Genomic DNA, 19,254 nt, shown 5'->3' on the forward strand with positions numbered 1-19,254 from the left:
GCTATCTCAAAGCCAACTTAACTTTACGTTTTTGCCAACATCCTAAGCCGTCGGGCAACGTTTCATTAATCAACAAATAGGAGTGGCTGACATGGGTCACTTTGCCATTATTGCGTCCGAGGTATTGACCCGGCTTAACTTTATAGACGGTGCCATTGGGAGCCTGAACGAGGCCAGAAACCGTGTTATCCATGCCCATGACACCTTTCAAACGTAATTGGCTTAATGGGAATTTTTCTAATTTGCCAGTTCGCCTTCTTGAGGGCGGTTGCCAACAATCTTTTCTTGCAACTGGCTGAGTCGCGATGGTGGCTTCTTTGGGTAATTCAAAGGGTGCACGCTGTACTTCCGGTGCGTACGTGACTGCAACATACTTGTCTGCGGGCTTAAGCTTCTCGACCTCTCGACGCGCCTGTGTTTCCACTCCTCGAATAAAATCCGTCAATGATTCATCATTCGCCTGGCAGCCCATCAATAGAGAACCCATCAGTACCAGCAACAAAGACTTACTTGTCATTTTTCGTCTCCTCCGGCTTAAACTGATAGGTATTAGCACGCACCCGAAAGTGCAGGGTTTCGCTCTCTTGGCTGACACGTTGCCAAGTCACATCTTTAAACGTGATGATTCGAGGTAGCGTCGCTATCGCCTGAGAAAAATGGCCGATGTCATGAAAGTCGCCCGTTAACTCAATGTTTAAAGGGAGACGATAAAGGAAGTGCTCTGATTGTTTTTCGCCCCAGTCGATTCGGGTGAAAGTCAGCTTATTGTCGATGCCAAGCTCATTCACTGAAGCGAGCATTGTAGCCAGCTCTTTTTGCGCAGGCAGTTGCTGCAGTAATAACTCGTAACGAGTGGTAAGTTCATCCAATTGAGATTGAAGCTGAGGCAACGCTGCCACTTTGTTCGCTTTGATCTTCAATGCCACCTTGAGTGTCTGCTCCTGCTGGATCAAGTGATTCAACTGTTCTTCTTTCGGTTTAAGGTAAAACCAATAACCTAAGCCTTGAATCACCATGATCAGAAGCGCGATTACCACAATTTGGGGCAACAATGGCCACTCAGCCATTTCATCTATTTCGAGATCCTGCCAATCAACCACGTTGAGCCTCCAATTTCTTCTCCGTTACTTTGAACATGAAAGACACTTTGAATGTTTGAAACTCTTTCCCAAAGCGGGCTTTGCCGTGAACGATGGAATGCATTTCTACGTCGTTCAACTTGGCCGAGCGCTCCATGTTGTCCAGCATCGTGGCAAGTTTTGGAGTGCTATCTGAGATCCCAGAGATCTCAATTTCCAGATCATTCATTTTGATCTTGTCAACATATACACCTTCAGGGATAACGGCAGGCATTAAGTTCATGAACTCGGTCGTTTTGTTTCGTCCGTTTTGTAAACCTTCAACGACCTTTAGACGTTCGAGGATTTTGCTGTGCTCTTGCTCTGCAATTTTCATTGCTTCAATACGCTGGTCGAGTTCGGCAATGTAGTGAGTGAGGTAATCGAGCCGCTCCTGTTGTTGATCTTGTTGGTACTCAAAAAACTTTCCAATACCCCACTGGATGCCAACAGCGACCAACATGCCTAATGCGACCAAACTGATGAAACGACGTCGGTGCTCTTCTCTTTGATTCTCTCGCCAAGGAAGTAAATTAATGCGATAAAGCACGGGCGCCTCCTAGCCAATGAATGCCACGAACGGCCAGTCCGGCTGCTGTTGAGAAATGCTGCCAATCCACAGCACGACGCTTACGCTTAGACACCTTCATCTCAAATAGCCCTAGCGGATTTAGTAATTCACACTCTAACGACAATTGTTGAGACAACTCCTCTGCGAGCATGGGAGTGGAGGCCCCTTCCCCTGATAACCAGATACCCTTGATGTTTTGTGAGCCATTGATTGAGGTATAGAGCTGCATCTGGCGCTTTACTCGCTCTACGATTTGACGGTTAAACAGCTCTGTTTTCTCCTGAGCATCATCGGACAGAAAATCGACTGGAGAAGCGCTGTTTGCTCCGCGTGTGCCGTAAGCAAACTCTTTGTGAAACAGTTCACCTTGTTCGGTAAACATGGTGAAGGAGCTCGATAAGGTGCCAATATCGAGTAAGCAGTATTTGTTTTTGTCAGGAAAGCGATCGGCGGTGAGCTTCCAGATATGACCAAGGCTTTGCGAATGCACGTCCACTAAAACAGGTTTTAGTCCGGACTTTTGTAATGCATCAACTCGGCCTTCTACCACATCTTTTCTTGTCGCAAACACTTGATAGCTATCACTGCCACTCTGCCCGCCCTCCGCGCGAAGACGAACGAAGTCTAAACTCAGCTCTTCGACAGGGAATGGCGATTGATGAGAAAAGGCTTGTATCACTGCAAACTCAACTTCACTCTCTTCAAGATTTTGTTCTATTTGCAGTTTCTTGCTAATTACCGAGTTATCAGGAACTGAGACCGCAACTTTTTTAGCACCAAAAGGCAGTTCTTTTTTTATCTGCTTGAGGGTCTTTACAATTTCTTGATGATTTATGGTGTTATTTTCAGCGACAATACCTTCCTTTAGTAATATTTCTTTGTAACCCAACAGAGCGTAATTGTTGCCTGTGGGTTTAAGTACTACGGCTTTGAGGCTGTTATGGCCTATATCGATGCCGGTAACGATTAGCTTATCCATCTCTTACTCTCGCTCCGAAATTTCTTCGTGCAAAGGTTGTTATTAGCATCCAAATAAGAGTTAATATCTCTTATGTGCTAAATTTTTGACCTAAGAGTACAAGGGTTTGCCGTTACACAGCCTCAACCAATCAGGGATTCTCCGGTGAAGTTCATAAAGCGTTTATTATTTTTAACATTGATTTGCATAATTCTTGGAGTCACCACAATATTTGGCTTCTATCAGTACGTGAAGCCTGAATTGCCAGATGTTGCAACTCTAAAAGACGTTGAATTACAAACACCTATGAAGGTGTTTAGTCAAGACGGGAAGCTGATCGCACAGTTCGGTGAAAAGCGTCGTATTCCTGTTACTTATGACGAAATTCCTCAAGACTTAATTCACGCGCTCATCGCAACCGAAGATAGTCGTTTCTATGAGCATCCTGGTATCGACCCTATCGGCATCACTCGTGCAGCGGTTGTTGTTGCGGTTTCAGGCTCGGCTAAACAGGGTGCAAGTACGATTACGCAACAGCTAGCTCGTAACTTCTTCTTATCTAATGAGAAGAAGATCATGCGTAAGATTAAAGAGATTTTTATTGCTATCCATATTGAGCAGCTTTTAAGTAAGCAAGAAATCATGGAGCTTTATGTCAATAAAATCTTCCTTGGTTACCGCTCATATGGCTTTGGTGCTGCCGCTCAAGTGTATTTTGGTAAGAGCCTTGATGAATTGACGTTAAGTGAGATTGCAACACTCGCTGGTATGCCAAAAGCGCCATCAACCATGAACCCAATTTACTCTCTTGAGCGCGCAACAAAACGCCGTAACGTTGTATTAATGCGAATGCTTGATGAGAAATACATTACACAAGAGCAGTATGACGAAGCACGCAATGAGCCTATTGTGGCGCGTTATCATAGCGCTGAGATTGAGCTTTCCGCACCTTACGTAGCAGAGTTGGCTCGTGCATGGGCAGTAAAAGAATACGGTGAAGAAGAAGCTTATACCTCTGGCTTGAATATCTACATGACTGTGGATTCTAAACTGCAAGATGCTGCAAATACGTCTGCGGTAAATAACCTCTTGTCATACGATGAACGTCATGGCTACCGTGGTGCAGAAAGTGTGCTTTGGAAAGAAGGGGAAGCGGCCTGGGACAATGAGCAAATAGAAAAGCACCTGAAGAAACAGCCAACTTATGGTGACCTTTACCCTGCGGTTGTGACGAAAGTCGATGATAAGACGGCACAAGTATGGGTTAAGAACCATGAAGAGCAAACCATCCCTTGGACTGGAATGCACTGGGCGCGTAAGTACATTACTGATAACCGCCAAGGCTCAACACCAAAGTCAGCGCATGATGTGCTAGCGACAGGTCAACAAGTTTGGGTTCGCGAAGTAAGTGAAACCGATGAAGATGACAACACAACACTGAGCTGGAAACTGAGCCAAGTGCCGACAGCAAACACCGCGTTTGTTGCGATGAACCCAGAAAATGGCGCGATATTGTCGCTGGTTGGTGGTTTCAACTTTGTTCACAGCAAGTTTAACCGTGCAACCATGTCAGTGCGTCAGGTTGGTTCAAGTATCAAGCCTTTCATCTACTCGGCAGCAATTGACAAAGGGCTGACTCTAGCGACTTTGATTAACGATGCGCCGATTAACAAGTGGGATGCAGGTTCTGGTTCAGCTTGGCGACCAAAAAACTCACCACCGACTTATGGTGGTCCAACGCGTCTTCGCCTCGGCTTAGCTCAATCAAAAAACGTCATGGCAGTGCGTACACTCCGTGAAGTTGGCCTCGAGGAGACACGTCAGTACCTTACTCGTTTCGGTTTTGATATTAACCAAGTACCACGCTCTGAGACCATCGCACTCGGAGCTGGCAGCTTAACACCAATGAAAGTGGCACAAGGTTACTCTGTGTTTGCGAACGGTGGTTATTACGTTGAACCATTCTATGTAGAACGCGTGGAAGATGCATTCGGTGAAGTACTGTTTAAAGCCAATCCAAAGAGTGTTTGTCATAAGGATTGCCCGCAAATGAGCGAGCAGCCAGAAAATCGCTACGCTGATGAATTTGGCGAACAAGACGTCGCAATTGATGGCCTAGCAACAGACAATGCCCTTGAAAATGATGAACCTCAATATGCACCGCAAGTTATCTCTGAACAGAATGCATTCTTAATGCGTGAGATGATGTACAGCAACATTTGGGGTGGCGGTAACTGGCGTGAAGGCACAGGTTGGAATGGTACAGGCTGGCGCGCGCAAAAACTTGGTCGTCGTGATATCGGGGGTAAAACGGGTACAACGAATGATTCCAAGGATGCTTGGTACAATGGCTATGGACCTGGTGTCGTTGCGATAGCTTGGGTTGGCTTTGATGATCACTCACGTGCACTTGGCCGCACCACTGTTAACAGCAACCTAGGGCAAGGCCAAATTTCTGGTGCCGAGTCGGGTGCGAAAACCGCAGAGCCTGCTTGGATTGACTTCATGCGTGTTGCGCTAGAAGGGACGCCGGAGCAAGGTAAAAATATTCCAGAGGATATTATTCGAGTTCGTATTGATCGCAACAGCGGTATGCTAACGCACAAGGTAGATAGCACATCAATGTTCGAATACTTTGAAAAAGGCACGGAGCCTACCGAATACGCTGGCGACCGTTTAGAAGATAGTATTTATTCTTCAGGCTCTGGCGCAGAAGAACTGTTCTAAATCACAAAAGCACAAGGGAGAGCATCAAGCTCTCCCTTTTTTATGTCTGCTTCTTATGCTGCAGCATTCAATGATGGATAAGAAGCCAACACCTCTTTAATCTTCGCTGCTAAAGCTTCAAACCTAGCTCGTAATGGTGAGCCCGGACGGTATACGAGAACGATATTACGCGAGGGGGTTGGGTTAACAGCTGGTACGTAGCATACGCCATCTTTTTGCTTCTCATTAGGGATAGAAAGCTGAGGCAATAACGTAATCCCCGCACCGGCAGCAACCATGTTGCGTAACGTCTCCAAGCTGGTGGCTTTAAAACGCTCATCGTCTTTTGCACCAGCGGCAAAACAAAAACCTAACGCTTGATCTCGCAGACAGTGGCCGTCTCCCAACGCTAAAACGGTTTTACCATTCAGCTCCAACATATCAACATGGTCGAGAGAGGCCCACTCGTGGTCACATGGCACTGCGACACTTAATGGCTCTTGATACACTTCGATCTCTTTAAATGGCGCAGTTTCATCAACCGAAGCTAAAACTAAGCAATCTAGTTTGCCTTCTTCCAATTGACGCACTAATTGATGTGTCTGAGCTTCGTGCAGAAATAGCTCCAGCTCAGGAAATGCTTCTTTTATCTGCGGCAGAATTTTGGGTAATAGATAAGGCCCAACCGTCGGGATGAAACCAATATGCATCGGTCCAGTCATGGCTCCGCTTTGACCGCTTGCCATATCTCTGAAGGTTTTCACTTCACTTAAGATGCGTTTAGCCTGCTCCACCAGCTGTAACCCTGAATCGGTAAACAAAACACGTCGGCTGCTTCGCTCTAAAAGCGTGGTCCCGAGTTCATCCTCTAGTTTACGAATTTGCCCACTCAGTGTTGGCTGACTAACAAAACATGCCTCTGCCGCTTTGCGAAAGTGCTTATGTTCCGCAAGTGCAACTAAGTACTCAAAATCTCGAATATTCATAATTCACGCTTCGCTTCTATAACAATAGCTAATACCTATCAAAACCATAACACCAAACGATTAGAGCTATCAAAGGATTTTTACAATAATGGGCTCAACAAAACGAAACAGAGCGACGAAAAACGCTAAGCTCTATACGCATAATTTAAAATAGTTAAAGGAAATCATTATGTTTGTATCTAAAGAAGGTCAACAAGTCCCTCAAGTTACTTTTCCAGTTCGTCAAGGTGACGCTTGGGTGAATGTAACGACCGATGAGCTATTTAAAGGTAAGACCGTCATCGTATTTAGCTTACCGGGTGCATTTACTCCAACCTGTTCATCAAGCCATCTACCTCGTTACAACGAATTGTTCCCTGTATTTAAAGAGCACGGAGTGGATGAGATTATTTGTGTCTCGGTCAATGATACGTTCGTGATGAATGCATGGAAACAAGACCAAGAAGCAGAAAACATTACCTTCATCCCGGATGGTAATGGTGAATTCACCGATGGCATGGGTATGTTAGTGGATAAAAATGACATCGGCTTTGGCAAACGTTCATGGCGTTACAGCATGCTAGTAAAAGATGGCGTAGTGGAAAAAATGTTCATTGAGCCAAACGAACCAGGCGACCCATTCAAGGTGTCAGACGCAGATACGATGCTGAACTACATAGCGCCTGACTACAAAACGCAAGAATCCATCACGGTGTTCACTAAACCAGGCTGCCCTTTCTGTATGAAAGCGAAACAAAATCTAATTGACCACGGTCTTCAATATGAAGAAGTGATTCTGGGTAAAGACGCAACAACAGTTAGTCTACGAGCTATATCTGGTCGCACGACTGTTCCACAAGTCTTTATCGGTGGCAAGCACATCGGTGGTAGCGAAGAGCTAGAAGCGTATCTAGGCTAAGCTGTCCATAGCCTACACCCTCGGTCTCCGGTGCCTTTGGCTCGGAGGCCAACCCTAAACCACTTCTTCTACTAGTCTAGATAAGTAGTCATCTGCCAATAAGGTGACTACTTATCCAGATTCAACTATCCAATTCACTCTCCAAGCTCAATGTAGCTAGCTTGGCTTAAAACAAAAGCGAGAGTTCACGATGAAACAAGTTAATGTCGACGTAGCGATTATTGGTGGCGGGACGGCTGGTCTTGGTGCTTATCGAGCAGCAAAAGCTCATACCAACAGCGTGGTAATGATTGAGGGCGGTCCCTACGGAACAACCTGTGCTCGTGTCGGATGCATGCCGTCTAAGCTGTTAATTGCGGCAGCAGAAAGTGTTCATCAAATCGAAAAAGCACCTGGATTTGGGATACACCCGCAAGGTGAAGTACTAATTAACGGACGAGCAGTTATGGATCGTGTAAAGCGCGAACGCGATCGTTTTGTTGGCTTTGTGCTTGAAAGTGTCGATGATATTCCCGCTGAAGACAAACTATCGGGCTACGCGAAGTTTGCCGATGACCGCACTCTCATCATAGATGATCATACTCAGGTCACCGCACAGCGCATTGTTATTGCGACAGGATCTCGTCCAGCATATCCGGCAGCTTGGAATGAACTGGGTGATCGCCTAGTGATTAACGATGATGTGTTTGACTGGGATGACTTACCAGAGTCCGTGGCAGTATTTGGCCCAGGAGTCATCGGTCTTGAATTGGGTCAGGCTTTACACCGCCTAGGGGTGAACGTGAAGCTCTTTGGCCTTGGAGGACAAGTGGGCCCACTGACAGACCCAGAGGTGATGGCGTATGCAGATAAAGCCTTTAAGGAAGAGTTCTACCTTGATGCAAATGTAAAAGTCGAAAGCATGAAACGCATTGCTTCGTCAGACAATGACGGCGAAGACAAGGTCGAAATCCAATTCATCAACCATGATGGCGAATTAGAAACTTTCGTTGTCGATTACGTATTGGCCGCAACGGGTCGTCGTCCAAACGTCGATAAGCTGGCGATCGAGAACACCAATGTGGCTCTCGATGAACGTGGCGTACCAACGGCGGATCACTATACATTGCAAACTTCGGTAGAGAGCATCTTCATCGCAGGTGATGCAAGTAACCAAATTCCACTGCTGCACGAAGCCGCTGACCAAGGCCGTATTGCTGGAGACAACGCAGGCCGTTTCCCAGATATTCGTGCGGGTCTGCGTCGCTCACCAATTTCAGCCGTGTTCTCCGACCCTCAAATTGCTATGGTTGGCGAAACATATAAACAACTAGAAACACGTCTAGGCACATGTGGATGTTTCGCAACCGGTGAAGTCTCGTTTGAAAATCAAGGACGTTCGCGCGTCATGCTTCGTAATAAAGGCATTCTGCATGTCTACGGAGAGCAAGGCACTGGACGTTTTTTAGGTGCAGAAATGATGGGCCCGAATGCAGAGCATCTTGCTCACCTTTTAGCATGGGCGCACCAAAATAGGATGACGATTTCTGAGATGTTAGATATGCCCTTCTATCACCCAGTGATTGAAGAAGGCGTCCGCACCGCTCTACGTGATTTGAATGCAAAACTACACTTAGGGCCAGAAATGGTGAAACATTGTCTTGACTGCGGCCCTGGCTGCTAACGCTTTCAGGCTTCTATCTAAATATAAAGCAAAGCCTCGTCATCAACGAGGCTTTGCTTTACTACTTCGGCGCAATGAAATCTCTCTTACGCTGCCATCATTGCATAGCGGCTGACCATACAAATCGCGACAACACCGATCATAAAGAACCCACCAGCGATACTCAGCGCAAGTTTCAACTCTGTCGACATCATTATATTTCCTGTTAAAGACTGACAGCGCACCATACATCAATTACGTGCCACAAAGCTTTTACAAAGCTAACTTTCCATTTTTGGTTGTGTCATGGCGATCTAAGCCCGTGTAAGAAACGCTTTCCACCATTTAGTTAGATATATAATCTGAAGCAACACTAATGGTTTGGAAAACACTATGACTTGTCGCCGCTGCGAAGAACATTGGTTTTGGAAAAAACTTGGACGTTGCCAACGATGCTTGGATCAATTGACGGTACTTTCTGTACTGTGTTGGATTGTATGGTGGTTTACGCTCAAAGATGATCCACAAAGCATCGAGTCGATCGCTTTGATCTTTGCCGGCTTCGCTTTCAACGTTTTGTTGTTTTTACACTTATGGATGCGTTTTGTCATCTTGCCTTGGCAGCGTCGACGGGGACAAAAAAAGGCGAATAAAAAAGAGAAAAGTGACAGATAGAAAAAAGCCCCAAAACCAATGTCAGTTCTGGGGCTCTCTTAGATTCTTCTAAGAAAAAGCAGTGGTACTTTAATAGACCGGGCTTCCTCTCAAAGGTTCCAAATTTTTTCGATTTTTTTAGCGAATACTGATGTAAGTAAGCAGGAAAATGACTATGTCATTGAATGCTAATAAAATCACTCCACAACTTCAGTTCATGCCACATGCGTTTTTTGGATCACTTGCTCCATTAAATTGATCTCAAGCGCTACCTCATCACATGCATGTTGACGTGGGCACTGATCGCAATCTTTCAGAACTTTCTCCGGCAGTAATGACTTCGATGTCGGTAAAAAGCTTTGCTTCATAAAGAACTCAGGCGTTCGTGTTAGAACAAAGACTTTCTTGATCGCCATCTGGCGCGCTTTCTCAACCAAATAGTTCACAATCGCACTGCCCTGCCCTTGGCCTTGCCAGCCCGCTTCGATACCAAGAGAGCGTATTTCAGCCAACCCTGAGTCATACACATATAGAGAAGCGCAACCCGTCACTTCACCATGATGCTCAGCCACCGCGAAAGAGCCAATATCTCTCACGAGCTCATTACGAGAGCGCGGAAGATTCTCACCAAGGTTCGCCCAGTAAGCAACCATACCTTCCAACGTTTCAATGTCCGTCAAACGTGCAGGACGCACTTTCACCGCCGAGCTATCACGTTGGCTCAGGCGCTTATCCGCTTGTTCTACCGCGTAAGCGACCTGGTGAGGCGAAACACCACCCAAAGCACAACGCTTTTCCAAACACGAATCGATAGTCAGGATGTCATACACATCCGCTTCAATGACCTCTGAGAAGGCTTTTAACTCTTCGATAGACAGTTCTTCTAGCGCACAACCTTTAGCAATAGCACCAACGACCGCGACACCGACGATGTGGTGAGCTTCACGGAATGGGATGCCTTTCGCCACTAGGTAATCAGCTAACTCCGTCGAGTTTGCGTAACCTTGTTTCGCCGCTTCTAGTGTGCGCTCGCCATTCACTTTAATACCGTCAAAACACAGAGCTGCCATTTCCATGCAGTCGTTCCATGTATCTAAAGCGTCAAACAACCCTTCTTTATCTTCCTGCATGTCTTTGTTGTACGCCAATGGCAAGGCTTTAACTGTCATCATCATGCTCGATAATGCGCCATAGACACGCCCTGTCTTACCACGGATCAACTCAAGTGCATCTGGATTTTTCTTCTGTGGCATTAATGACGAACCAGATGTCACCGTATCCGCTAACTCAATGAAGTTTGACTCGCCTGAATTGTAGAAGATCATATCTTCTGCAAGACGAGAAAGGTGAAGCATAGAAATCGACGCCACCGACATCAGTTCCATCACATGATCACGATCTGAAACCGAATCGAGTGAATTACGCGTAGCACGTTGGAAACCGAGATTATGTGCTAATTGTTCGCGGTCAATCGGATAAGCCGTTCCCGCTAACGCACCCGAGCCAAGTGGACAAGTGTCGAGACGCTGTAAGGCATCATTCAGACGAGAGTAGTCACGCTCGAACATTTCAACATAAGCCAAGCACCAGTGAGCAAAGGTTACAGGTTGAGCACGCTGAAGATGAGTATAGCCTGGCAATACGGTGCCTTGGTGCTGTTTAGCAACATGGACCATTTGTGCTTGTAGGCGATCTAAAGCAATCAACAATTGCTGACCTTGCTGACGACACCAAAGTTTCAAGTCTGTGGCGACTTGGTCATTACGAGAACGCCCAGTGTGGAGTTTTTTACCTAAATCTCCCACTTTACTGATTAGCTGCTGTTCAACCCAAGAGTGGATATCTTCTGCATCAGAGCGAAGAATTTGGTGAGGGTCTTCCATCACTTCTAACTTCAGCTCATTTAAAGCAAGTTCCAGTTTTTGCTGTTCTTCTGCCGATAGCACATCAACAGAAAGCAGAGCTTTAGACCATGCGATTGAACCTACGATGTCTTGCTCAGCCAATCGGTAGTCAAAACGCAACGAATCATTGAACTCTTTAAATCTGGTGTCTGCCGCTTGGGTAAATCTTCCGCCCCATAATGCCATTGCGTCTCTCCTGATGACTATTGCTTACTCTAACGTTCTCGAATGAGTAGTAACCAATTTGATGGTCATTTGCTCACTTTTTCTTATGGGTCAACGTTACGGCAATTTCGATAAAAAATAAAGTATAAATTCAATATTTTTACATATATATTCAAGCCAAATTTAGGTACCCGCTTTTAGAAACCAAAAGACCCGCCTATAAATGGCGGGTCTTTATTCAATCCAAGATGGATGTTAAGGGATTATTTCTTCTGGCTGTTCAATGCACGAATACGGCTTGATAGCGAGTAAAGACGGATGAAGCCACCTGCATGGCTTTGGTCGTAAACTTCATCTTCACCAAAAGTCGCGAACTCTTCTGAATACAAGCTGTTGTCAGAACGTTTTTGCGTCACTGTCGCTTGACCTTTGTAAAGCTTAACAACCACTTCACCGTTAACGTCTTGCGCTAGCTCTTCTGAAGCAGCAAGGATCGATTTACATAGTGGCGTAAACCAACGGCCATCGTATACAAGGTGAGACGCTTTTAGACCTAGCTCCTCACGGAATTCGAATGATGATTTGTCTAGCACAAGCTGCTCTACAGCGCGCAGCGCTTCCATCATGATGGTGCCTCCCGGTGTTTCATAGCAACCACGAGACTTCATTCCAACAAGACGGTTTTCCACGATATCGATACGGCCAACACCGTGCTTAGCGCCCTTCTCGTTTAGGTAAACCAGTGCGTTGTATGGTGTCATCGCTTCACCATCAACTTCGACCACTTCACCTTTTTCTACTTTCAGCGTGACGTATTCCGCTTCATTTGGCGCTTGCTCTGGGTCGACAGTCCACACCCAGCAGTCTTCGTTTGGTGCGTTCCAAGTATCTTCTAAAACGCCGCCTTCCGTCGAAATGTGCCATGCGTTTGCATCACGTGAATAGATCTTAGTAAGAGACGCAGAGCAAGGAATATTACGCTCAGCGAGGTAATCCAAACACTCTTCACGGCTCACTAGGTCCCACTCACGCCAAGGTGCAATCACTTGTAAGTCCGGTGCTAGTGCAGCGAATGCACCTTCGAAACGCACTTGGTCGTTACCTTTACCTGTACAGCCATGACACAGTGCGTCCGCGCCCACTTTACGTGCCACTTCAACCTGCGCTTTAGCAATGATTGGACGCGCCATTGATGTACCTAGCAGGTACTTACCTTCGTAGTACGCGCCGGTTTTTAGCGTTGGGTAAATGTAGTCTGCGACCATTTCTTCTTTCAGGTCAGCGATGTAGCATTCAGAAGCACCGGAGGCTTTTGCTTTCGCTTCAATGCCTTCTAGCTCTTCGGCACCTTGACCAACATCGGCAACGAAAGCCACTACTTCACAGTCGTAGTTCTCTTTTAGCCACGGGATAATTACTGAAGTATCTAGACCGCCTGAGTATGCGACTACCACTTTATTTACGTTCACTTTGCTCATGTTTTTTCTCCAAACTTAACTGGCGCTGCGCTCGGCGGTCAGTGCCAACTACGACTTCCTAATATTGAATTCTTTTGCTGATGCTTATTGAGGCAAGAATTGAGTACCAATACTTTCACCAGCGAATAACTGTGCTAATTTTTCTGGGTAACGCCAGGTCGCGACTTCAATTGGACGGCCAAGATCATTGGCGGCCTCCAAAGCGGCTTTAACTTTGACGATCATGCCATCGGTGATCACATGTCCATCGATCAACGAGTTAGCTTGCTGCTCTGACAGGGTTTTGATCAAATGGCCTTTTCCATCTAATACACCACTCACGTCTGATAACAGGACTAACTCCGCATCTAATGCGCCCGCAACCGCGACTGCTGCTTGATCAGCATTCACATTCATCATCTGGCCATCTTTGGTTAAACCAATTGAACTGATGATCGGCAGTGCACCTGTGTTTAGCACCGCTTGTAATAGTGCTGAGTCACCCGGTGATGCTTTGCCTACCGCGCCGAGTTCTGGGTCAAGTTCTTCAACAAGACACAAACCACCATCCGCAAGGCTAAGGCCCACAGCGTTAAGACCGTCCGCAATCGCTTGACCTTGAAGTAACTTATTCGCAGTGCCTGCAAGCGCGCCTGCAATCACAGGAATTTGATCGTAAGGCGTTACGCGTAAACCGTTTTTCTTAACGGTTTCAAGCTGAAGCTTTGCCATCAACTCATCAACTAGGTAGCCACCGCCATGAACGATGGCGATTTGTCGCTGTGCCGATTTTTGGTAAGCCGCAATGGCACCAAAAAGTTGGCTTAAGGTTTGAGTGCATGATAGAGCTGCACCACCTAGCTTAATGACTAAAGGAGCTTGATTGGTTTGCGTCATCGCATTTCCCTCTTTCAACGACTACAGCAACGCTGTCAGTTCTGGGTAACCGTAATGAATATTGAGACATTGCATCGCTTGACTCGATGCACCTTTAAGTAGGTTGTCGATAGCTGAAATCACAATGATGTGTTCGCCTTGTACCTTCCAGCCGATATCACAGAAAGGGGTATTTTCGACATCCTGAATACGTGGAATACCGTCGCCTTTAAGACGCACCGCAGGCTTGCCTTGATAAGCTTGTTCAAACGCCTGTGCCACTTGTGCTTCTGTCACACCTTGCGCAAGCTTCATGGTGATAGTGGCAAGAATGCCGCGTTTAAAGTTGCCGAGGTGCGGAGTAAAAATCACATCGCAACCCAAGTGCTGAGCAATCTCTGGCTGGTGACGATGGTTAAAGACACCATAAGGTTGCAAGCTCACTTCACAGAAGCTGTTAACCATGGAGGCTTTACGCCCTGCACCTGATACACCACTGGTTGCGTTGATCACTGGCCATTGGTTGGTATCGAGCAACGCATGTTCTAATAAAGGTTTGATTGCAAGCTGTGAAGCGGTTGGGTAGCAACCTGCTACTGCAATCAAAGGAGTGGTTTTTATTGATTCTTGGTTCCACTCTGCTAAGCCGTATGCTGCTTTATCTAGCCAGTTGTTATGTTGATGTTCGAAGCCATAAAAAGTGTCGTAAAAGCCTTCACTTTTCACACGGAATGCACCCGATAAATCGAATACCTGACAGCCTGCCTCCAAGAAAGTTGGGGCTAAATCATGGCTGACTTCGTGAGCCGTTGCCAAAAACACCACGTCCGATTCTTGAGCGATTTGCAGTGGATCCGTTAGTGGTAAAACTGGCATATCAATGATGCCCGCTAGCTTACCGTGCAGCTGCGCGATGCTCTTTCCCGCATCAACACTGTTGGCGGAAACGTATAAACCTGATAGCGTGAGTTGTGGGTGTTTATTAACCATTAACGCTAACTCTGCGCCGGTGTAACCGCTGGCTCCAATAATCGTGGTTTTTAGCATTGTGTAACATCCATATACTTAAAGGCTCAAATGACTATTCATATTTAATTTTTGCTTTATTTTGATTTTTTATTCATTAAATATGATTTAATATGTGTTTTACATTTTTATGGTCTGTCTGTCAACAGGAGATTTGAAGAATCCATGCAATTACCAACTTTTCTAGAGGTCTATGAAGGACTCATCAGCACCTCTTCTATCAGCTCCACGGATCCGAGCTGGGATCAGGGCAATGCAAAAGTCATCGAAAAACTCGCATCTTGGTTTAAAGATCTGGGTTTTAGCGTTGAAGTGATCGAAGTCGAGCCAGGCAAGCACAATATGATCGCACGTATGGGTGAGGGTGAAGGTGGCCTTTTACTTGTTGGCCATAGCGATACCGTGCCATTCGATCAAGGGCGATGGAATTTTGATCCGCATAAACTGACGGAAAAAGACAACCGCTTCTACGGTTTAGGCACAGCAGACATGAAAGGCTTTTTCGCCTTTATTTATGAAGCAGTGAAGAAAGTCGATTGGAGCAAGCAGAGCAAACCACTTTACGTATTAGCCACTTGTGACGAAGAGACCACCATGTTGGGCGCGCGACATTTCACAGCAAACGCCCCATTTAAGCCGGATTACTGCATCATTGGTGAACCCACCAGCCTTGTGCCAATTCGAGGTCATAAAGGGCATGTGGCAAATGCCATTCGCGTAACAGGCAAGTCCGGTCATTCATCGGACCCAGCGCTTGGCGTTAACGCTATTGAGATCATGCATGAAGTCATGTTCGCCATGATGCAACTGCGTGACAAATTGATTAAAGAATATCACCATCCGGGTTTTGCCATTCCAAGCCCTACCCTAAACCTTGGACACATTCACGGTGGTGACAGCGCTAACCGTATTTGTGGTTGCTGTGAGCTGCATTACGACGTGCGTCCTCTTCCTGGCATTAGCCTTGATGGTTTAGAGAACATGTTGCGCGGAGCATTAAAAGAAGTCGAAGCGAAATGGCCAGGGAGACTGGAGATTATTCCATTGCATGAGCCTATTCCGGGTTACGAATGCCAACATGACCACCCATTTATTGGTGGTGTTGAAGAGATTTGCCAAACTAGTTCAGAAACCGTGAACTACTGTACTGAAGCACCATTTCTACAGCAGTTGTGTCCAACCTTGGTGCTCGGCCCTGGGTCAATCGACCAAGCCCATCAACCGGATGAGTTTCTATCCTTCGACTTTATCGACCCCACAATTGATGTGCTTTCAAAGGCGATGGTCAAGTACTGCTGTTAATACGCGTTTAAGCTCGAAAGTCTGTGCAGCTCGATTGAGCTGCATCTTTTTATCTTCACAATTTAGCGCTAGTCTTAACACTTATTTAACTTGTTATTTTGTAATTAATTTTCACTTCTTACTCTATGGCTGCCGTAAATTTGCTCTAAATCAGGAGACAGCGGAATAATTGCAAACTTAGTCTGCTTTATTTGACTATAACTGGTGCTTTTCGCTAGATTGGAGTCTTAACAAGGACAATGGATGTAGTTTTTTTACGAGGCAGGACGACAATGAACGAGAAATACGCCGCACTCAAAAGTAATGTGCGCATGTTAGGCCACTTATTGGGTAACACCATTCGCGATGCCCATGGCGAAGAAATCTTCGAGAAAGTGGAAACCATTCGTAAATTATCCAAATCAGCTCAAGCAGGGAATCAAGCAGACAGGGACAGCTTGATCGAAGAAATCAAACATCTACCTGATGAGCAGCTAACGCCCGTTACTCGCGCGTTTAACCAATTTCTAAACCTCACCAATATCGCTGAGCAATACCACACGATTTCACGCCATTGTGAAGAGCACATTTGCGAACCAGACGCGATTAACTCGCTGTTTTCTAAACTGGTACAAAACGATGTGAGCAAACTGGACACTGCCCAAGCGGTTCGTGATCTAAATATTGAATTGGTATTGACGGCTCACCCAACAGAAATTACGCGCCGTACGATGATCAATAAACTGGTCAAGATAAACGAGTGCTTATCAAAGTTGGAGCTAAGCGATCTTTCTTCTAAAGAGCGCAGAAAAACCGAACGCCGCCTAGAGCAACTGATTGCCCAAGGCTGGCATTCAGACGTGATTCGACAACAACGCCCAACTCCGTTGGATGAAGCAAAGTGGGGCTTTGCGGTCGTTGAAAACTCGCTATGGGAAGCAGTACCGGACTTCCTACGTGAGATGAATGACCGTCTAAAATCTTACCTTGGAGAAGGTTTACCCATTGATGCTCGCCCAGTGCACTTCTCCTCTTGGATGGGCGGTGACCGTGACGGTAACCCGTTTGTTACTCACAACGTTACGCGTGAAGTCTTACTTTTGTCTCGTTGGAAAGCCGCCGATCTTTATCTCAATGACATCAACGAGTTGATCAGCGAGCTGTCTATGACAGTTTCAAACGATCAAGTCCGTGAACTTGCTGGCGAAGATCAGCACGAACCATACCGTGCGATCCTGAAGCAATTACGCACTCTGCTCAATGAAACCAAAGATATTCTAGATGCTAAGATCCACGGTCAAAAGCTGGCTGTTAAAGCACCACTGCAAAAAGTCGAGCAACTTTGGGAACCGCTGTATGCCTGCTACCAGTCACTAAACGAATGTGGCATGGGTGTAATAGCCAACGGCTCACTACTGGATACACTACGCCGCGTAAAAGCATTTGGTATCCATCTTGTACGTCTTGATATCCGCCAAGAGAGCACGCGTCACTCAGACGTCTTGTCTGAACTAACTCGCTACTTAGGTATTGGTGATTACGAACAATGGAGTGAGCAAGATAAGATTGCTTTTCTAACTAACGAGCTGGCATCTAAACGTCCGCTTCTCCCTCGTGATTGGGAACCGTCTGAACCCGTCAAAGAGGTTTTGGATACCTGTAAGATTGTTGCAGCACAACCGCGTGAAGCGTTTGGCGCTTACGTTATTTCAATGGCACGTACCGCTTCTGATGTACTAGCCGTTCATCTACTGCTACAAGAAGCAGGTTGCCCTTACCGCATGGATGTGTGTCCTCTGTTCGAAACGCTAGACGATTTGAACAACGCAGAATCGGTCATCAAGCAGCTTATGGGGATTGACCTTTACCGTGGTTTTATCCAAAACCACCAGATGGTCATGATTGGTTACTCTGACTCAGCGAAAGATGCAGGTGTTATGTCTGCTGGTTGGGCTCAGTATCATGCGATGGAATCGTTAGTTAAAGTGGCTGAAGAAGAAGGCGTTGAGCTAACTCTATTCCATGGTCGTGGGGGCACAGTCGGTCGCGGTGGCGCACCTGCGCATGCTGCGCTTTTGTCGCAACCACCAAAAAGCTTGAAAGGCGGTTTACGTGTAACAGAGCAAGGCGAAATGATCCGCTTTAAACTGGGACTCCCAGATGTCGCAGTAAATAGCTTTAACCTATATGCAAGTGCGATTCTGGAAGCCAACTTGTTACCGCCACCGGAGCCAAAACAAGAATGGCGCGACTTGATGGAAGTGCTATCAGAAGTAAGCTGTGAGTCTTACCGAAATGTGGTTCGTGGCGAGCCAGATTTCGTGCCTTACTTCCGCCAAGCAACACCAGAACTCGAACTCGGCAAGTTGCCACTTGGTTCTCGTCCTGCAAAACGCAACCCTAAGGGCGGAGTAGAAAGCTTACGTGCAATCCCGTGGATCTTCTCATGGAGTCAAAACCGTTTGGTACTTCCTGCATGGCTAGGCGCAGGTGAAGCGATTCAATACTCGATCGATAAAGGCCACCAAGCATTGCTCGAAGAGATGTGCCGCGAATGGCCGTTTTTCTCTACTCGTCTCGGCATGCTAGAGATGGTGTACTCGAAGTGTAATATTGATATCTCTCGCTACTACGATGAGCGATTGGTGGATGAGTCGCTCCGTCCACTCGGTGAAAAACTTCGTGCTCAGCTTCAAGAAGACATCAAAGCGGTACTGAATGTAGAGAACAATGAAAACTTGATGCAGCATGACCCTTGGGGACTCGAGTCTATTCGCTTACGCAATATCTACGTTGAGCCATTGAATATGCTACAAGCAGAGCTGCTATACCGCACGCGTCAAACCGAAGAAGCCTCTGCAAACTTGGAAGAAGCGTTGATGGTGACGATTGCTGGTATTGCTGCTGGTATGCGCAACACAGGCTAATCGTTTCATTGACCCGTCCTGATATGGGTTGACACTTTTTAACTAAAACGCTCGATGTACTTCATCGGGCGTTTTGTATTTTAAA

15 protein-coding genes are annotated in these 19,254 nt (G+C 46.3%); 6 read left to right on the forward strand and 9 right to left on the reverse strand.

All coding sequences use genetic code 11. The annotated features are described in order from the left end of the window. Position 1 precedes the first annotated feature (1 nt). Genes R7Q46_RS23225 through pilM form a run of 4 tightly spaced genes read right to left on the reverse strand, consistent with a single transcriptional unit; the run spans position 2 to position 2,668 of the window. Positions 2 to 517 carry a pilus assembly protein PilP gene (locus tag R7Q46_RS23225; protein WP_005382766.1) on the reverse strand — a complete coding sequence of 172 codons (516 nt, stop codon included), beginning with the start codon at positions 515 to 517 and terminating at the stop codon, positions 2 to 4. Then, positions 507 to 1,100, reverse strand: a complete 594-nt coding sequence (locus tag R7Q46_RS23230; RefSeq protein ID WP_053350733.1) for a type 4a pilus biogenesis protein PilO — start codon at positions 1,098 to 1,100, stop codon at positions 507 to 509. Before R7Q46_RS23230 ends, R7Q46_RS23225 begins: the two co-directional genes overlap by 11 nt. After that, complete coding sequence (locus R7Q46_RS23235; RefSeq protein WP_005381323.1) at positions 1,093 to 1,668, reverse strand: PilN domain-containing protein; 576 nt, start codon at positions 1,666 to 1,668, stop codon at positions 1,093 to 1,095. The genes R7Q46_RS23230 and R7Q46_RS23235 overlap by 8 nt, the downstream gene beginning before the upstream one ends. Beyond that, positions 1,652 to 2,668, reverse strand: coding sequence for a type IV pilus assembly protein PilM (gene pilM, locus R7Q46_RS23240; RefSeq protein WP_318077813.1), 1,017 nt, complete (start codon positions 2,666 to 2,668; stop codon positions 1,652 to 1,654). Before pilM ends, R7Q46_RS23235 begins: the two co-directional genes overlap by 17 nt. Positions 2,669 to 2,812: 144 nt before the next feature. On the opposite strand from pilM, the gene R7Q46_RS23245 reads away from it, so the two are divergent. Beyond that, positions 2,813 to 5,374 carry a penicillin-binding protein 1A gene (locus R7Q46_RS23245; protein WP_005381325.1) on the forward strand — a complete coding sequence of 854 codons (2,562 nt, stop codon included), beginning with the start codon at positions 2,813 to 2,815 and terminating at the stop codon, positions 5,372 to 5,374. Between the two features lie 53 nt (positions 5,375 to 5,427). Here R7Q46_RS23245 and oxyR read toward each other — a convergent pair whose 3' ends face one another. Beyond that, positions 5,428 to 6,339: a DNA-binding transcriptional regulator OxyR gene (oxyR, locus tag R7Q46_RS23250; protein WP_005381326.1), complete on the reverse strand. Its 912-nt coding sequence runs from the start codon at positions 6,337 to 6,339 to the stop codon at positions 5,428 to 5,430. A gap of 169 nt (positions 6,340 to 6,508) precedes the next feature. Here oxyR and R7Q46_RS23255 point away from each other — a divergent pair, with 169 nt between their 5' ends. The 3 genes from R7Q46_RS23255 to R7Q46_RS23265 all read left to right on the forward strand — a co-directional run bounded on the left by R7Q46_RS23255 (position 6,509) and on the right by R7Q46_RS23265 (position 9,554). Further along, entirely contained in the window at positions 6,509 to 7,237 is a 729-nt protein-coding gene (locus R7Q46_RS23255; protein ID WP_053350732.1) for a redoxin family protein, read from the forward strand. Between the two features lie 190 nt (positions 7,238 to 7,427). Further along, the gene (locus tag R7Q46_RS23260; protein WP_213872102.1) at positions 7,428 to 8,900 is read left to right on the forward strand and encodes a dihydrolipoyl dehydrogenase; all 1,473 of its coding nucleotides are present in this window, start codon (positions 7,428 to 7,430) and stop codon (positions 8,898 to 8,900) included. 372 nt (positions 8,901 to 9,272) lie between these two features. Then, the gene (locus R7Q46_RS23265) at positions 9,273 to 9,554 is read left to right on the forward strand and encodes a DUF3624 domain-containing protein (protein ID WP_017633527.1); all 282 of its coding nucleotides are present in this window, start codon (positions 9,273 to 9,275) and stop codon (positions 9,552 to 9,554) included. 194 nt (positions 9,555 to 9,748) lie between these two features. On the opposite strand, the gene argH is transcribed toward R7Q46_RS23265, so the two are convergent. The 4 genes from argH to argC form a co-directional block, all read right to left on the reverse strand. Further along, a complete protein-coding gene (gene argH / locus R7Q46_RS23270; protein ID WP_167415490.1) occupies positions 9,749 to 11,623 on the reverse strand; it encodes an argininosuccinate lyase in 1,875 nt (624 codons plus the stop codon). A 242-nt stretch (positions 11,624 to 11,865) separates the two neighbouring features. Continuing rightward, the gene (locus R7Q46_RS23275; protein WP_017821738.1) at positions 11,866 to 13,080 is read right to left on the reverse strand and encodes an argininosuccinate synthase; all 1,215 of its coding nucleotides are present in this window, start codon (positions 13,078 to 13,080) and stop codon (positions 11,866 to 11,868) included. An 84-nt stretch (positions 13,081 to 13,164) separates the two neighbouring features. Next, entirely contained in the window at positions 13,165 to 13,956 is a 792-nt protein-coding gene (gene argB, locus R7Q46_RS23280; RefSeq protein WP_005381333.1) for an acetylglutamate kinase, read from the reverse strand. Positions 13,957 to 13,977: 21 nt separating this feature from the next. Continuing rightward, a complete protein-coding gene (gene argC, locus R7Q46_RS23285; RefSeq protein ID WP_005382790.1) occupies positions 13,978 to 14,982 on the reverse strand; it encodes an N-acetyl-gamma-glutamyl-phosphate reductase in 1,005 nt (334 codons plus the stop codon). Positions 14,983 to 15,126: 144 nt separating this feature from the next. On the opposite strand from argC, the gene argE reads away from it, so the two are divergent. Further along, complete coding sequence (argE, locus tag R7Q46_RS23290; protein WP_318077814.1) at positions 15,127 to 16,263, forward strand: acetylornithine deacetylase; 1,137 nt, start codon at positions 15,127 to 15,129, stop codon at positions 16,261 to 16,263. A 272-nt stretch (positions 16,264 to 16,535) separates the two neighbouring features. Next, on the forward strand, positions 16,536 to 19,169 hold the full coding sequence (gene ppc / locus R7Q46_RS23295; RefSeq protein ID WP_005381336.1) for a phosphoenolpyruvate carboxylase: 2,634 nt from the start codon (positions 16,536 to 16,538) through the stop codon (positions 19,167 to 19,169). Positions 19,170 to 19,254: the final 85 nt, after the last annotated feature.

It is taken from the genome of Vibrio sp. 811 (assembly GCF_033339195.1).

Coding starts and splice junctions, on each gene's coding strand:
- ppc (WP_005381336.1), top strand. CDS start 16,536: ATGAACGAGAAATACGCCGCACTCAAAAGTAATGTGCGCATGTTAGGC.
- R7Q46_RS23255 (WP_053350732.1), top strand. CDS start 6,509: ATGTTTGTATCTAAAGAAGGTCAACAAGTCCCTCAAGTTACTTTTCCA.
- R7Q46_RS23260 (WP_213872102.1), top strand. CDS start 7,428: ATGAAACAAGTTAATGTCGACGTAGCGATTATTGGTGGCGGGACGGCT.
- oxyR (WP_005381326.1), bottom strand. CDS start 6,339: ATGAATATTCGAGATTTTGAGTACTTAGTTGCACTTGCGGAACATAAG.
- argH (WP_167415490.1), bottom strand. CDS start 11,623: ATGGCATTATGGGGCGGAAGATTTACCCAAGCGGCAGACACCAGATTT.
- argE (WP_318077814.1), top strand. CDS start 15,127: ATGCAATTACCAACTTTTCTAGAGGTCTATGAAGGACTCATCAGCACC.
- R7Q46_RS23275 (WP_017821738.1), bottom strand. CDS start 13,080: ATGAGCAAAGTGAACGTAAATAAAGTGGTAGTCGCATACTCAGGCGGT.
- R7Q46_RS23265 (WP_017633527.1), top strand. CDS start 9,273: ATGACTTGTCGCCGCTGCGAAGAACATTGGTTTTGGAAAAAACTTGGA.
- argC (WP_005382790.1), bottom strand. CDS start 14,982: ATGCTAAAAACCACGATTATTGGAGCCAGCGGTTACACCGGCGCAGAG.
- R7Q46_RS23225 (WP_005382766.1), bottom strand. CDS start 517: ATGACAAGTAAGTCTTTGTTGCTGGTACTGATGGGTTCTCTATTGATG.
- argB (WP_005381333.1), bottom strand. CDS start 13,956: ATGACGCAAACCAATCAAGCTCCTTTAGTCATTAAGCTAGGTGGTGCA.
- pilM (WP_318077813.1), bottom strand. CDS start 2,668: ATGGATAAGCTAATCGTTACCGGCATCGATATAGGCCATAACAGCCTC.